General features: G+C 67.1%; 15 protein-coding genes and 1 pseudogene. 4 read left to right on the top strand and 12 right to left on the bottom strand.

What is annotated here, in order from left to right; translation table 11 throughout:
- Positions 1–143 precede the first annotated feature (143 nt).
- From guaB to guaA, 3 genes are all read left to right on the top strand, one after another.
- Entirely contained in the window at positions 144–1604 is a 1461-nt protein-coding gene (gene guaB / locus CFB46_RS14460; protein ID WP_027784746.1) for an IMP dehydrogenase, read from the top strand.
- A gap of 6 nt (positions 1605–1610) precedes the next feature.
- On the top strand, positions 1611–2219 hold the full coding sequence (locus CFB46_RS14455) for a hypothetical protein (RefSeq protein WP_027784745.1): 609 nt from the start codon (positions 1611–1613) through the stop codon (positions 2217–2219).
- Between the two features lie 106 nt (positions 2220–2325).
- Positions 2326–3945, top strand: a complete 1620-nt coding sequence (guaA, locus tag CFB46_RS14450) for a glutamine-hydrolyzing GMP synthase (protein ID WP_027784744.1) — start codon at positions 2326–2328, stop codon at positions 3943–3945.
- Between the two features lie 212 nt (positions 3946–4157).
- Here the strand turns inward: guaA and CFB46_RS14445 are convergent, their stop codons facing one another.
- Positions 4158–4775 carry a 3'-5' exonuclease gene (locus tag CFB46_RS14445; protein WP_027784743.1) on the bottom strand — a complete coding sequence of 206 codons (618 nt, stop codon included), beginning with the start codon at positions 4773–4775 and terminating at the stop codon, positions 4158–4160.
- 117 nt (positions 4776–4892) lie between these two features.
- Here CFB46_RS14445 and CFB46_RS14440 point away from each other — a divergent pair, with 117 nt between their 5' ends.
- Positions 4893–5516 (top strand): 2'-5' RNA ligase family protein, encoded by a 624-nt coding sequence (locus tag CFB46_RS14440; protein ID WP_051421400.1) that lies wholly within the window; start codon positions 4893–4895, stop codon positions 5514–5516.
- Between the two features lie 82 nt (positions 5517–5598).
- Here the strand turns inward: CFB46_RS14440 and CFB46_RS14435 are convergent, their stop codons facing one another.
- The 11 genes and pseudogenes from CFB46_RS14435 to CFB46_RS14385 all read right to left on the bottom strand — a co-directional run bounded on the left by CFB46_RS14435 (position 5599) and on the right by CFB46_RS14385 (position 14244).
- Positions 5599–6048 (bottom strand): acetyltransferase, encoded by a 450-nt coding sequence (locus CFB46_RS14435; RefSeq protein ID WP_089500309.1) that lies wholly within the window; start codon positions 6046–6048, stop codon positions 5599–5601.
- Positions 6049–6139: 91 nt separating this feature from the next.
- Entirely contained in the window at positions 6140–6613 is a 474-nt protein-coding gene (locus CFB46_RS14430; RefSeq protein WP_089500434.1) for an NUDIX hydrolase, read from the bottom strand.
- A gap of 178 nt (positions 6614–6791) precedes the next feature.
- Positions 6792–6887, bottom strand: a pseudogene (locus CFB46_RS36880) (NAD(P)-binding domain-containing protein); the annotation flags it as partial.
- 104 nt (positions 6888–6991) lie between these two features.
- The gene (locus CFB46_RS14420) at positions 6992–7270 is read right to left on the bottom strand and encodes a gamma-butyrobetaine hydroxylase-like domain-containing protein (protein WP_027784738.1); all 279 of its coding nucleotides are present in this window, start codon (positions 7268–7270) and stop codon (positions 6992–6994) included.
- Positions 7267–8262, bottom strand: a complete 996-nt coding sequence (locus CFB46_RS14415; protein ID WP_027784737.1) for a HEAT repeat domain-containing protein — start codon at positions 8260–8262, stop codon at positions 7267–7269. Before CFB46_RS14415 ends, CFB46_RS14420 begins: the two co-directional genes overlap by 4 nt.
- 39 nt (positions 8263–8301) lie before the next feature.
- A complete protein-coding gene (locus CFB46_RS14410) occupies positions 8302–9090 on the bottom strand; it encodes an ABC transporter ATP-binding protein (RefSeq protein WP_089500308.1) in 789 nt (262 codons plus the stop codon).
- Complete coding sequence (locus tag CFB46_RS14405; protein ID WP_027784735.1) at positions 9087–9962, bottom strand: ABC transporter permease; 876 nt, start codon at positions 9960–9962, stop codon at positions 9087–9089. Before CFB46_RS14405 ends, CFB46_RS14410 begins: the two co-directional genes overlap by 4 nt.
- A 45-nt stretch (positions 9963–10007) precedes the next feature.
- Entirely contained in the window at positions 10008–11432 is a 1425-nt protein-coding gene (locus tag CFB46_RS14400; protein ID WP_089500307.1) for an ABC transporter substrate-binding protein, read from the bottom strand.
- 48 nt (positions 11433–11480) lie between these two features.
- A complete protein-coding gene (locus tag CFB46_RS14395) occupies positions 11481–11726 on the bottom strand; it encodes a 4Fe-4S dicluster domain-containing protein (protein WP_027784733.1) in 246 nt (81 codons plus the stop codon).
- 11 nt (positions 11727–11737) lie between these two features.
- Positions 11738–13477, bottom strand: a complete 1740-nt coding sequence (locus CFB46_RS14390) for a fumarate reductase/succinate dehydrogenase flavoprotein subunit (RefSeq protein ID WP_027784732.1) — start codon at positions 13475–13477, stop codon at positions 11738–11740.
- Positions 13474–14244: a GntR family transcriptional regulator gene (locus CFB46_RS14385; RefSeq protein WP_027784731.1), complete on the bottom strand. Its 771-nt coding sequence runs from the start codon at positions 14242–14244 to the stop codon at positions 13474–13476. Before CFB46_RS14385 ends, CFB46_RS14390 begins: the two co-directional genes overlap by 4 nt.
- Positions 14245–14286: the final 42 nt, after the last annotated feature.

The following is a 14286-nucleotide window of genomic DNA, read 5'->3' as shown; positions in this document are numbered from 1 at the left end:
AACGAAAAGCGATCGAAAACGAACCGAACGGCGATCCGAACGATTCGGCCCCCGAACGGCCGGAACCGGCTAAGCCGTTGTTCGTGTTGTGAAAATTCGTGGCGCTTCGCGTATAATTCGCTTTTGCGCCCATAGGATTTGCCATGCGTCTGATCCAAAAAGCACTCACTTTCGATGACGTGCTCCTCGTTCCCGCCTTCTCCGACGTTCTCCCGCGCGACACCAGCCTCAAGACCAAGCTGACCCGCAACATCTCCCTGAACATGCCGCTCGTGTCCGCCGCGATGGACACGGTCACCGAAGGTCGCCTCGCGATCGCGATGGCGCAGCAGGGTGGCGTCGGTATCGTCCACAAGAACCTCACGCCGGCCGAACAGGCCCGCGAAGTCGCGAAGGTCAAGCGTTTCGAGTCGGGCGTCGTCCGCGACCCGATCACGGTGCCGCCGCAAATGAAGGTGCGCGACGTGATCGCGCTGTCGCGCCAGCATGGCATCTCGGGCTTCCCGGTCGTCGAAGGCCCGCAGCTCGTCGGCATCGTTACGAACCGCGACCTGCGTTTCGAAACGCGCCTCGACGAGCCGGTCAAGTCGATCATGACGCCGCGCGAGCGCCTCGTCACGGTCAAGGAAGGCACGCCGCTTGCCGAAGCGAAGGCGCTGATGCACAGCCACCGCCTCGAGCGCGTGCTGGTCGTCAACGACGCGTTCGAACTGCGCGGCCTGATGACCGTCAAGGACATCACGAAGCAGACCGAGCACCCGGACGCGTGCAAGGACGAACACGGCAAGCTGCGCGCAGGCGCGGCGGTCGGCGTCGGTCCGGACAACGAAGAGCGCGTCGAGCTGCTGGTGCAGGCCGGCGTCGACGTGATCGTCGTCGATACCGCGCACGGTCACAGCAAGGGCGTGCTCGAGCGCGTGCGCTGGGTCAAGCAGAACTTCCCGCACGTCGAGGTGATCGGCGGCAACATCGCGACGGCCGCCGCCGCGAAGGCGCTCGTCGAATACGGCGCGGACGCGGTCAAGGTCGGTATCGGCCCGGGTTCGATCTGCACGACGCGGATCGTCGCGGGCGTCGGCGTGCCGCAGATCAGCGCGATCGCGAACGTGTCGGAAGCGCTGAAGGGCACCGGCGTGCCGTGCATCGCCGACGGCGGCGTGCGCTTCTCGGGCGACGTGTCGAAGGCCCTCGCGGCCGGCGCGAACGCGGTGATGATGGGCAGCATGTTCGCGGGCACCGAAGAGGCGCCGGGCGACGTGTTCCTGTACCAGGGCCGCCAGTACAAGTCGTATCGCGGCATGGGTTCGGTCGGCGCGATGAAGGACGGCGCGGCAGACCGCTACTTCCAGGACAACTCGGCGAACATCGACAAGCTCGTGCCGGAAGGCATCGAAGGCCGCGTCGCGTACAAGGGTTCGGTCAACGCGATCCTGTTCCAGCTGGTCGGCGGCGTGCGCGCCAGCATGGGCTACTGCGGCTGCAAGACGATCGACGAGCTGCACGAGAAGGCCGAATTCGTCCAGATCACCGCGGCGGGCATGCGCGAGTCGCACGTGCACGACGTGCAGATCACGAAGGAAGCACCGAACTATCACGTGGACTGATCGCCGATGAAACCGCTGCTGCGAGCCGTGCTGATCGTCGATGCCGTGCTGCTGCTGGCGTTCGGCGTGCTGTTCGTGCTGACGCCCTGGCAGGCGCTGTTCAACGCGCTGCAACTGGCGAACATCCAGCCGGCGATGCTCGGCCAGGCGTTCGGTATCGCGCTGCTCGGGCTCGCGTGGCTCGCGTTTCATGCGGCGTTCAACGGCGATCTCACGGCGCCCGTCGCACGGTCGGTCGGCCACGTGTACTGGCTGACCGGCGTGCTGACGGTCGTGTGGTCGATCGGCACCGGCAACGGGCCCGCGCTCGCCGCCGCCGGCCGGGTGCTGTCGGCCGTGGCCGGGGTCGCGCTGATCGTGCTCGGCCTCGGCGGCGTGCGGCTCGCATCGGCCGTGCGCCGGCGCGAGAAAGTGCAGGCGCTCGAGGGCCGGGACGCGAAGCGTCCGGTCGAACCGGCGCCGGCCTCCGCCTCCGCAGCGCAGCCGCGGGTCGAGCCGGTCGTCGGCCGTCCGGTGGCGCCTTCGGCGGCGCCGGCCGCGGCGACCCCATCGGCCGCGTCCGAGCGCGCGTCAGGCAGCGTCGCGTTCGACGCGCGCCCGCCGTCGCAGGATTGACCGGCGATGCGTCGCGCGTGCCGCCGCCGCCCGACGCCGCTGTCCATGCTTTTGACGCAGCGCTCGATGCGCTGCTTTTCTTATTCTCTTCATCCCGTCCGCAGCCATGCACGACAAAATCCTGATTCTCGACTTCGGTTCGCAAGTCACCCAACTGATTGCACGGCGCGTGCGTGAAGCGCACGTCTACTGCGAAATCCATCCGAACGATGTGTCCGACGACTTCGTCCGCGAGTTCGCGCCGAAGGCCGTGATCCTGTCGGGCAGCCACGCGAGCACGTACGAAGACCATCAGCTGCGCGCGCCGCAGGCGGTGTGGGATCTCGGCGTGCCGGTGCTCGGCATCTGCTACGGCATGCAGACGATGGCCGTGCAGCTCGGCGGCAAGGTCGAGTGGAGCGACCATCGCGAATTCGGCTACGCGGAAATGCGTGCGCACGGCCATACGCGCCTGCTCGACGGCATCGAGGATTTCACGACGGCCGAAGGCCACGGGATGCTGAAGGTCTGGATGAGCCACGGCGACAAGGTTGCCGAGCTGCCGCCGGGCTTCGCGCTGATGGCGTCGACGCCGAGCTGCCCGATCGCCGGCATGGCCGACGAGGCGCGCGGCTACTACGCGGTGCAGTTCCACCCGGAAGTCACGCACACCGTGAAGGGCCGCCAGATCATCGAACGCTTCGTGCTGCAGATCGCCGGCGCGAAGCCCGACTGGATCATGAAGAACCACATCGAGGAAGCCGTCGCGAAGATCCGCGAGCAGGTCGGTGACGAGGAAGTGATTCTCGGCCTGTCGGGCGGCGTCGATTCGAGCGTCGCGGCCGCGCTGATCCATCGTGCGATCGGCGATCAGTTGACGTGCGTGTTCGTCGACCACGGCCTGCTGCGCCTGAACGAAGGCAAGATGGTGCTCGACATGTTCGAGGGCCGCCTGCATGCGAAGGTCGTGCACGTCGATGCGTCCGACCAGTTCCTCGGTCATCTGGCCGGCGTGACCGATCCGGAAGCGAAGCGCAAGATCATCGGCCGCGAGTTCGTCGAGGTGTTCCAGGCCGAGGCGAAGAAGCTGGCGAAGGCGAAGTGGCTCGCGCAGGGCACGATCTACCCGGACGTGGTCGAATCGGGCGGCACGAAGACGAAGAAGGCGACGACGATCAAGAGCCACCACAACGTCGGCGGCCTGCCGGAAACGCTCGGCCTGAAGCTGCTCGAGCCGCTGCGCGACCTGTTCAAGGACGAAGTGCGCGAGCTGGGCGTCGCGCTCGGCCTGCCGCCGGAGATGGTGTACCGTCATCCGTTCCCGGGCCCGGGCCTGGGCGTGCGGATTCTCGGCGAAGTGAAGCGCGAGTACGCGGACCTGCTGCGCCGTGCGGACGCGATCTTCATCGAGGAGCTGCGCAACACGACCGCGACCGCGCACGATGCGGCTGCCGGCCTGTGCGGCGAGGCCGATGTCGGCAAGAGCTGGTACGACCTGACGAGCCAGGCGTTCGCGGTGTTCCTGCCGGTCAAGTCGGTCGGCGTGATGGGCGATGGCCGCACGTACGACTACGTGACGTCGCTGCGCGCGGTGCAGACGACCGACTTCATGACCGCGCATTGGGCGCACCTGCCGTACGCGCTGCTCGGCCGCGCGTCGAATCGGATCATCAACGAGGTGCGCGGGATCAACCGGGTCGTGTACGACATCTCGGGGAAGCCGCCGGCGACGATCGAGTGGGAGTAAGCATTCCGGCCGAATCGGCATTCGATTCCGCTTGCGTCGCGTTGCGTATCGTTTGATGTCGCGATAGGTCGGAAGCGGCTTGCCGGTTCGGCTGGATTGCTGTTCCGGCTGACGTCGGGGCAAGAAGCGGCCTGGCAATTGCCAGGCCGTTTTGCGTTAACGCGCGACGTCAGTCAGCGAGCGTGGTGTTTTCCGTTCCGGTCTCGGATACATCACGCATGCGCACGCACGAGCGACCGCAGATACATCGGCACCTTCGCCTTGGTCGTCGCCTGGACTCGCGACATCAACGCGTGATCGATCCGATCCAGTCCATAAGTCCGCGAAATATCGTGCTGCAACCTGCACCACAGATGGCCAGCCATCTCGGCATCGACCATCGCGCGGTGCGCACGGCCCGTTTGCGGCAACCGCAGCATCTCGGCCAGGCTCGACAGGCGGTGACTCCTGGCGTCCGGGTAGATCCGTCTCGCCACCAGCATCGTGCACGCAAACGCATGGTCGGCCGACATGCCGAGCGCCCCGAGTTCCGACTGCCAGAAGCGCTTGTCGAACCCGGCGTTGTGGGCCACGATCGCATGCTTGCCGACGAACGCCGCCGCTTCCTTCATGACGTCGGACGCCGGCGGCGCCGTCGCGATCATGTCGTTCGTGATGCCGGTGAGCGCAACGACATCGGACGGGATGCGTCTGCCTGCATTCATCAAACTCTGGAAACGGTCGACGACTTGCCCGTCGCGTAGCAGGATGACGGCAATTTCGGTCGCACGGTCGCCCAGATTCGGCGACAGCCCGGTTGTTTCGAAGTCCAGTACCGCGACGGTTTGCATGGTTGAATTCGGATGCTTCATCAGAGGATGTCGAGTTTGGCCGAGAGGGTAGCATTTTCGTGCTCGCGAACGGCGGATTCATCGAGCGGCGAGCGGACCGGCTTCCGATTGACGATAATGAAATTACGCTCCCGGCCTGTCGGAGATGCCACCGTGACTCAACTGACGCTACCCGGATTCGATACGCCGCCGCCGGTTCCCGTGCACCGCTTCTTTTTCGCCGTGATGCCGGATCCGGCTGCGGCCGTGCGCATTGCCGGCATGGCCAAAAGCTTGCAACTCGAGAAGGACAGCCCGATGGATACCGAGCGTCTGCATGTCACGCTGGGTTCTCTGGGCGATTTCGCTTATGTGCCGGGTGCCACCCTTGCGCGGGCACGTGCGGTGGCGGACCGCGTGGCTGTGCCGTCTTTCTCCGTGAGGTTCGACAAGATCATCAGCTTCAATGGGCGGCCCGGGCATCAGCCGCTGGTGCTGACGGGGCGGGCCGGTCTGGAAGACTTGATCGATTTTCGACGGCGGTTGCGAGACGCGCTGAAACGAGCGGGCGTGCGCGTTTTTCCGTCGAGTTTCACCCCGCACGTGACGCTGCTGTACGGCGCGGGGAGGCCAGACGAGTACAGGGTCGAGCCGATTACCTGGACCGCGTTCGACTTCGTCCTGATCGATAGCTGGCTCGGCAAGTCGCACTACGACGTGTTGGGGCGCTGGCCGCTGACGACCGGTGGCCCGTCGGGATGATCGTGATGCCGCAAGTGTGGTGTCGTTTTCTGCGCATCCTGACCGGGCCGGTGCAGTGTCCCGTGCCCGCCGGGCCGCCAGCTTAGTCCCGATCGCCACCGCGATAACGAAGGTGAATCAGCGGATAAGGGCGCCCTTGTCCATCCCGCTCCGATCGCCCGCAGCGCTCGAATCCGAGCCGCTCATAAAATCCCGCCGCCGCTTCGTTCTGTTCGTTGACGTCGGTCGACAGATCGGGATGGCGCTTGAGCGCTTCCTCGACCAGCCGCCGCCCGACTCCCGCGCCGTGGTGGGCGGGATCGACGAACAGCGCTTCCATGTGACTACCGTCGAGCAGCATGAAACCGATCGGACGATCGCTCTCGTCGACGGCCAGGTCGAGCGGTGCGCGCGGCAGAAACGCGACGACTTCGGATTCGATTGAACGACGATCGTCGTCGCTCAGGAAGTGATGCGTGGCGTCGACGGCGTTGCGCCAGATATTCAGCGCGCGTGCGCCGTCGGCCTCGGTGGATTGTCGAATTCTGATCATGGTTTGATACGTTGTGATTCTGCGCTCGGCAGGTAGCTTGCTCCGTGACGGAACGAATGCATCGCGCTGATGCACAAGCGACAGCGAAGTGTCAGGCGAATGGCGGACGCGCGTTGCCCAGCACCGCCGCTCGCTCGATTGCCCTCAGCGTGACGTCGCGCACGCCCGCGCTCATCGGCAAATCGTCGCGGTCGAGTTCGTCGATGCCGAACCAGCGTGCGTCGAGTGCATCGTCGCCGGCGGCAGGCGTGCCGCGCAGCCATCTGCACAGCACCGCGACCATGATGAAATGCTGGCGCACTGCGCCGTGCGCATCGTAATCGAAGGCATCCAGCGCGGTGAAGATGTCGAGCGCTTCCACGTCGACCGTCGTCTCTTCCGCGATCTCGCGCACGACCGCATCCGCGAGCGGCTCGCCCGGCTCGATCTTACCGCCGGGGAAGCCCCAGCAGCCCGCATCGGGCGGATTCGCGCGGCGCACGAGCAGCACGTCGCGTTCGCGCAGCACGATGCCGATCACGGCGGGAACGGGGCGCAAGGAAGCAGCGTGGCCGGTTGCGGACATGGTCATGCGTATCCGTTGGTTCGAACGAACGCGCGGGTGTGCACGCGGCTCACCGGGCGTTTCCAGAACGTCGTTCGATCGCACGGATCACGACCATGTCGGCCGCGCCATGTCCGGCCTGCTTGGTTTCGCCGTAAAACGCGTGGCGGATGTCGAGCGGCGGCGACGCGATGCCGATGCTCCGCGCGACGAGCGGCATGCCGGCCCGTGCGAGATTGAGCGCCATCGGCGTGCCCATCACGCCGAGGCCGATAAATCCGACTGCGGTTTGCATGGTGCTGCTCCCACGGTAGGTGGCGACGATCGTGGGCGTCAGTATCGCAGCGTTTTCGCATGCCTGCCATCTGTCCCGCGACCGCGAACGCCGCGTCATCGCCACTACGCGAGGCCCGCCAGGTAAGGCCACGGATAAATACCGCGTGCATGGCCGTCGCCGAACAGGAAGCGTACGCCGTAGCCGAGCGCTTCCACGCCGTCGAGCGTCAGGCCCGGCCGCGCGTCGATGTGGCCGCCGTCGAACCGGACTTTTCGGCATTCCGCGCACGGGCAATCGCTGCGCAACCGTGCATAGCCGATGCGTTGCGTGGCGCCGTCGGGCCAATGAAGCGTCAGTGCGCGTGCCCGGTGATCGAGTGCGATTTCGGTCGGCGCGATCATCGCGACGCCTCGTCGATCTGTCCGATCGCGATCCGCACGGCCTTGCGGACTTCGGGGTCGCGATCGTCGAGCGCGTCGTGCAGCGCGGGCAGCGTCGCCCGGTCGCGCAATTCGCCGAGCGCGAGCGCGGCTTCCTTGCGCAGGTTGCTGATCGCATGAGAGAGCAGCGCGACGACGGCCGATGCCGCGGCCGCGTCGCGCAATTGGCCAAGTGCGCGTACGGCACGCAGGCGCACTTGCCAGTAATCGTCGTCGAGCGCGGCGACGAGCGGATCGCGCGCAACGGCGGCGCGCAGCTTGCCGAGTGTGGCAGCCGCTTCTTCGCGCACCTGCCATTCGACGTCGCGCAGCGCCGCGAGCAACGCGGTGACGACGGCGGTATCGCCGGCCGCGGCAAATCCGATCGCGCCGACCGCGGCGCGCCGCACGTCGGCATCGGCGTCGGTGGTCGCGACGCGGGCGAGCGGCGGCAGCGCGCGGCCGTCCTTGAGCCAGCCGAGCACGACGACTGCCTCGGCGCGTACGGCAGCGGCGCTCGCGTCGAGCGCGCGCAGCGCGGGCGCGAATGCGTCGGGGTCGCGCAATTCGCGCAAGCCGCGCAGTACGGCACCGCGCACGAACGGCTCGGGCCGGTCGGCCCAGCGGCAAAGCACGGCGCCCGATGCCGCGTTCTTCAGTTCGGACAGGCTCTGCGCGGCCGTCGCGCGCACGCCGTCGTCCGGATCGAGCAGCGCGTGGCACAGCGCGTCGACGACATCGGGCTGCTCCCATGCGTCGAGCACGCGCGCGGCCTCGCTGCGCACGTCGGCCGACGGATCGTCGCGCAGCGCCGCGACGAACGACGGCACGAGTTCGGGCGCCTCGAGATCGGCGAGTTCGAGCAGCGCGATGCGACGCACCGATGCATCGGCCGCGGCGAAGCGCGCGACGAGCGCGGCATGTTCGGCGGCCGGCACGCCGGGCAGCGGGAAAGCGGAGGAAGAAGCGGTCATGGAAAAAAATCGGTGCGGTGAAGGGGCAGGCACGCACGCTCACGCGGCGTTGCGCAACAGCGCGAGACAGCGGCGCTTGATGTCGACGAACGAGGGCTCGGTCGTGCTGTCGTCGGTGCGGGGGCGCGCGAGCGGCACGCGGATGTCGGCGACGATGCGCGCGGGCCGCGGCGACAGCATCAGGATGCGGTCGCCGAGAAACAGCGCTTCCTCGATGTCGTGCGTGACGAACAGCACGGTCGTGCCGATGCGCGACCAGATGTCGAGCAGCAGCGTCTGCATCATCCGGCGCGTCTGCGCGTCGAGCGCGCCGAACGGCTCGTCCATCAGCAGCACGCGTGGCCGGTTGATCAGCACGCGGGCGATCTCGACGCGCTGCTGCATGCCGCCGGAAAGCTGCGCGGGGTAGTGCGCGCCGAAGCCGCCGAGCCCGACGAGTTCGAGCAGTTCGGCCGCTTCGCGGCGGCGTTCGTGTGCGCTCACGCCTTTCATCTTCAGGCCGAACGCGACGTTGTCGATCACGCGCTTCCACGGAAACAGCGTGTGCTGCTGGAACACGAGCCCGCGATCGGGATGCGGGCGGTCGACCGGTTCGCCATCGACGACGATCTCGCCGTGCGTGGCCGCGACGTGGCCGGCGAGCGCGCCGAGCAGCGTCGATTTTCCGCAGCCGGACGGCCCGAGCACGCAGACGAATTCGCCGGGCGCGATGTCGACGTCGAGCGCATCGAGCGCCGCGAAGCGCGCATGCGGCGGGCCGAGTTCGATCGTCAGCGCGCGCACGCCGACGCGGCCGGGTGCGGCCGAGGTCGTGTCCGCTGCGCTCATGGCCGGCCTCCGCGCGGTGCGTACCACGGCGTGAGCGCCGCGCCGATGCGCTTGACGAGCAGGCTGCTGCCCATCCCGAGCAGGCCGATCAGCGCCATGCCGACCACGATGTCCGGGTAGTTCTGCAACGTATAGGATTCCCACGTGAAATAGCCGATGCCGTACTGACCGGCGATCATCTCGGCCGTGACGAGGCAGAACCACGCGGTGCCCATCCCGATCGACAGGCCCGTGAAGATCGACGGCGCGGCGCCGGGCAGGATCACTTCCGCATAGAGCGCGAGGCCGCGCGTGCCGAGGCTGCGCGCGGTCGCGACGAGCCGGGGGTCGACGGCTTCGGCGCCATGCACGGTATTGAGCAGGATCGGGAACAGCGCGCCGACGAACGTGATGAACATCATGCTCAGCTCCGACGACGGAAACATCAGGATCGCGAGCGGAATCCACGCGACGGCCGGAATCGGCCGCAGCATCTCGAGCGGCGGCAGCAGCGTGTCCTCGAGCGCGCGATAGCGGCCGATCGCGAGCCCGAGGCCGATGCCGGCGACGGCCGCCGCGACGAAGCCGGCCAGCACGCGCGTGATGCTCGCGAACAAGTGCATCGGCAGCTTCGGCGATTGCAGGAACGATGCCAGCGCGGGGCCGACGTCGGCCGGCGCGGGTACGTTCGCGAACGTGACGATGCCGAGCGACAGCCGCCAGTGGACGGCCGCTTGCCACAGCGCGATGCAGGCGGCGAGCGATGCGATACGCCATGCGCGGCGGCGCATCGGTGTCGGGCGGCGGCGCGCGGCGAAATGCGGCGAGCGGGCATCACCGCTGCGCGGTGCGTCGGTGACGCGGCGTTTGACGAGGTCGAGGGTGGCAGCCATGCGGAAGTCCGGTGTCGACGAAGGGAAAGAGGGGGCGTGCGACGCTCAGCGCGCGGCGAGCGCCTGCGCGGTGACGGTCTTCGCGGCCGCATAGTCGACCACCGCGCCCGATACCTGCTGCGCGTACGCGTCGGCGCCCGACTTCAGCAGGAACGCGGTGAGCACGCCGTGCGCGTCCTTCACGTACCACGCCTGGTCGGCGAACAGCTTCAGGCCGCTTCCGTGGTCATGCACGAACACGGCGCGCACCTTCGCGGACGGGCCGAGCTTGCCGAGCGCCGCAAACGCGGCGGCGGGGCTGGCATAGTGGCGCACGGCGTCGTCGCCGGCGAGCCAGACCTGTGCGACATCGTTGAAGTCGTGGATCGGCTTGCCGGTCGACGCGTCGTTCGCGACGAGCGGCTGCTTGCCGGAGTGCTTGAGCGCCGCGTCGTAGTCGAGCCCGGACGCCTTGAATGCCGCACGGATATAGCGATCGTCGACGAACGTCGCGGGGTCGGGCGCGGTGTCGGTCTTCTTCAGCAGCTTCAGCGTGTCGATGGCCGTCGCGACCGCTTGCCGGTATTCGGGCTTCCACGTCAGGTCGCGGGTCTGGATGCCGAGCGGCCCGTGATACAGGTAGTCGACTGGCGCCTCGATGCCGGTGACCTTCTCGATCAGCAGGCTGTACTTTTCCGGGTTCTGCGCGAGCAAGCGGTTCGCTTCGATCGCGGCGCGCAGATAGGCCACCACGATTTCCGGATAGCGCAGCGCGTAATCCGCGTCGACGAGCGCGCCGTGGAAGGTCGGCGCGTGGGTCTGCGCGCCGTCGTAGATCTTGCGCGCGATGCCGCGGTACGGGAACAGATCGGCGAACGGCACGAAGTCCGCATGTGCGTCAATCTTGTTCGCCTTCAGCGCGCTGCCGGCCACTTCGGGCGCCTGCGTGACGATGTTCACGTCGGTATCGGGGTTCCAGCCCTGGGCCTTGATCGCGCGCAGCAGCATGCCGTGCGCGGTCGATGCGAACGGCACCGAGATCGTCTTGCCCTTCAGGTCGGCCAGCCCGCGCACCGTCGAATTCGACGGCACGACGATCCCGTTGCCGCTGCCGTCGATGCTGCCGTCGAGCACGGTGATGAACACGCTGCGGCGGCCGGCCTTGCGGAACGCCGCGCCGTTCAGCGCGCCGGGGAAATCGGCCATCGCGCCGAAGTCGAGCTTGCCGGCGACCATCTCGTTGGTCAGCGGCGCGCCGGACGTGAAATCCTTCCACTGCACGTCGTACTTCACGTCCTGGTACTTGCCGGTGCGCGGCAGGTACTTGTCGAGCAGATGCAGTTCGCGGATCAGCAGGCCGCCGGTCGCGCAATTGATCGTCGTGTCCTGCGTGCCGATCGCGATGCGGATCGTCTCCGCATGCGCGAAACCGGTGGCCGCGACCGCGATCGACGCGGCGAGCAGGCGGAACATCCGTAGCGTTCTCTTCATGTGTCGTGAGTCCGGTAGTGGGGGGCAGTGCGCGGGTGGCGCGCCGTGTCAGCGCAGCAGGTAAGGGATGTCGACCTTGACCGCGCCGGTCGGGCAGTCGCGTTCGCACGGCATGCAGTACCAGCATTCGTCGAACTGCATGTACGCCTTGCCCTTGGTGACGTCGATCGCGAGCAGGTCGAGCGGGCACACGTCGACGCAGACGGTGCAGCCCTTGTCGGCGATGCACAGCGCCTCGTCGATCGTCACGGGCGCGCTGCCGCGCTGGAAGATGTCGTGCGGGGTATGGGGCATGGCAAGGTTCCTCAAAGGGCGGCCGCGAGCGCGGCCGGTTCGCGGATGCGCAACTGCGCATAGGCGCCGCGTTCGTCGTCGGCAAGCGGCACGACGTACGGTTCGACCGGCCGCTTCTCGCTGCGCATCGCGCCCGCGGCATCCTTGCGCAGCCACGTGTGGCAGAACCATTCGGCGTCGTTGCGGTGCGGAAAATCGACGCGATGGTGGTACAGCCCCCAGCGGCTCTCGGTGCGGAACAGCGACGCGCGTGCGGCCATTTCCGCGCAATCGCGGATCGCGCGTACTTCGGCCGCACGCATCAGTTCATGTGGATTGTCCGCCTTGATTTCTTCGATATCCTCAGTAATTCCGTCAAAACGTTGAAGCCCGATTTCCATCTTGCGCGTCACCTTCGGCGGTTGCAGGTAGTCGTTCACCATGCGGCGCAGCTTGTACTCGACCTGCGCCGGCGCCAGGCCGCGCTCGCGCAGCAACGGCGCGAGCACGCGCGAGCGCTCGGCATCGACCTGCTGATCGTCCACCGGCGCGTGTTCGCGGCCGGCCACGTAGTCGGCCGCGTTTTGCCCGGCGAACCAGCCGTACGTGAAGGCGCCGAGCATGTAGTTGTGCGGAACGGCCGCCATGTCGCCGGCTGCGTACAGCCCCGGCACGGTCGTCTCCGCGCGCGCGTTCACGTACACGCCCGATGCGCTGTGGCCGCTGCAGAAGCCGATCTCCGAGATGTGCATCTCGACCATCTGGCTGCGGTAGTCGGTGCCGCGCCCCGCATGGAAACGGCCGCGGCTCGGCCGTTCGTTCGTATGCAGGATCTGCTCGATGGTCCGGATCGTTTCTTCCGCGAGATGATCGAGCTTCAGGAACACGGGGCCGTTGCCGCTCTGCAGTTCCTGGTAGAACTCCCACATCATCTGGCCGCTCCAGTAGTCGCATTCGATGAAGCGCTCGCCCTTGCCGTTCGCGGTGAAGCCGCCGAGCGGGCCCGTCACGTACGCGCACGCCGGGCCGTTGTAATCCTTGATCAACGGATTGATCTGGAAGCATTCGAGGTTCGCGAGCGCCGCGCCCGCGTGATAGGCCATCGCGTAGCCGTCGCCCGCGTTGGTCGGGTTCTCGTACGTGCCCATCAGGTAGCCCGATGCCGGCAGACCGAGGCGGCCGGCCGCGCCGCAGCAGAGGATCACGGCCTTCGCGCGGATCACGTGGAATTCGGCGGTGCGGCAATCGAAGCCGAGCACGCCGCTCGCGCGGCCCTGCGCATCGGTCAGCACGCGCGTCGCGACGATCCGGTTCGTGATCGCGATGCGTGCGCGCTTGAGTTGCCGGTACAGCACCTTCTTGATGTCGTGGCCCTCCGGCATCGGCAGCACGTACGAGCCCATGTGATGGACTTTCTTCACCGCGTAGTCGCCGGTGCCGTCCTTCTCGAACTTCACGCCCCAGCGGTCGAGCTGCTCGATCGTCGCGAAGCTGTGCGTCGCGTACGTGTACACGGCTTCCTGGTCGACGATCCCGTCGTTGGCGATCGTGATCTCGCGCGTGTACTGCTCGGGCGTCGCATGACCGGGAATCACCGCGTTGTTCAGGCCGTCCATCCCCATCGAGATCGCGCCGCTGCGTTTCACGTTGGCCTTCTCGAGCAGCAGCACGCGCAGGGACGGATCGCGCTCCTTCGCCTTGATGGCCGCCATCGGGCCGGCCGTGCCGCCGCCGACCACGACGACGTCGTATTCGTGCACATGGGTATTCATCGCGGGTTCCTTGCAGGTTTGCGCGCCTTCTGCCGATCGACGCGCAGCCGGTACTGGAAGGCGTCGCCGCGGAAGTAGAGGTATTCGTAGTCGATCGGCGCACCCGATGCGTCGTGCGTGAGACGCTCGATACGCAGGACGGGGCTGCTTTCCTCGACGTGCAACGCGTCGACGATTTCGTCGTCGGCGAGGATCGCGTCGATCGACACGTCGGCATGGCCGAGCGGAATGCCGCAGTCGTTCTCCAGGATCAGGAAGATGTCGCGGGTCGCGAGATCGGCGCCGGCGAGGCGCTTGCCGAGCGCTTCGGGCACCCAGGTCTGTTCGAGCGACACGGGTTCGCGGTTCAGCAGCCGCACGCGGTGGATCTCGACGAGCGGCGCGCCTTCGGGCACGTTCAGCTTCGTCGCGAGATGGCGATCGGCCTTCACGGTGCGCAGGCTGCGCAACTGGTTGACGATCTCGTAGCCCATCGACGACATCGCCTCGGCGAACCCCTGCAGCGACGTCACGTTCTGGAAGGCCTTCGGCTTCGACACGAACGTGCCCTTGCCGTGCAGCTTGAACAGCAGGCCTTCCTTCTGCAGGTCGCCGAGCGCCTGGCGCACCGTGATGCGGCTGACGTCGAACATCGCGCAGAGTTCGTGCTCGGACGGCATCCGGCTGTGCGGTGCATAGGTGCCGTCGAGAATGCGCGCGCGTAGCGTGTCCTTGATCTGCACGTAGAGCGGGGCCCCGGACAGCGGCACGACGTTGGGTGAAGTCATCGGTCAACTTGTTATGACAAGATGGGGCGAGTGTAGCCAGCG

The sequence above is a fragment of the Burkholderia sp. HI2761 genome, assembly GCF_002223355.1.
Classification (GTDB): domain Bacteria; phylum Pseudomonadota; class Gammaproteobacteria; order Burkholderiales; family Burkholderiaceae; genus Burkholderia.
Note: the sequence above shows the minus strand (reverse complement) of the source record. Positions and strands in the feature narration are given on the sequence as shown.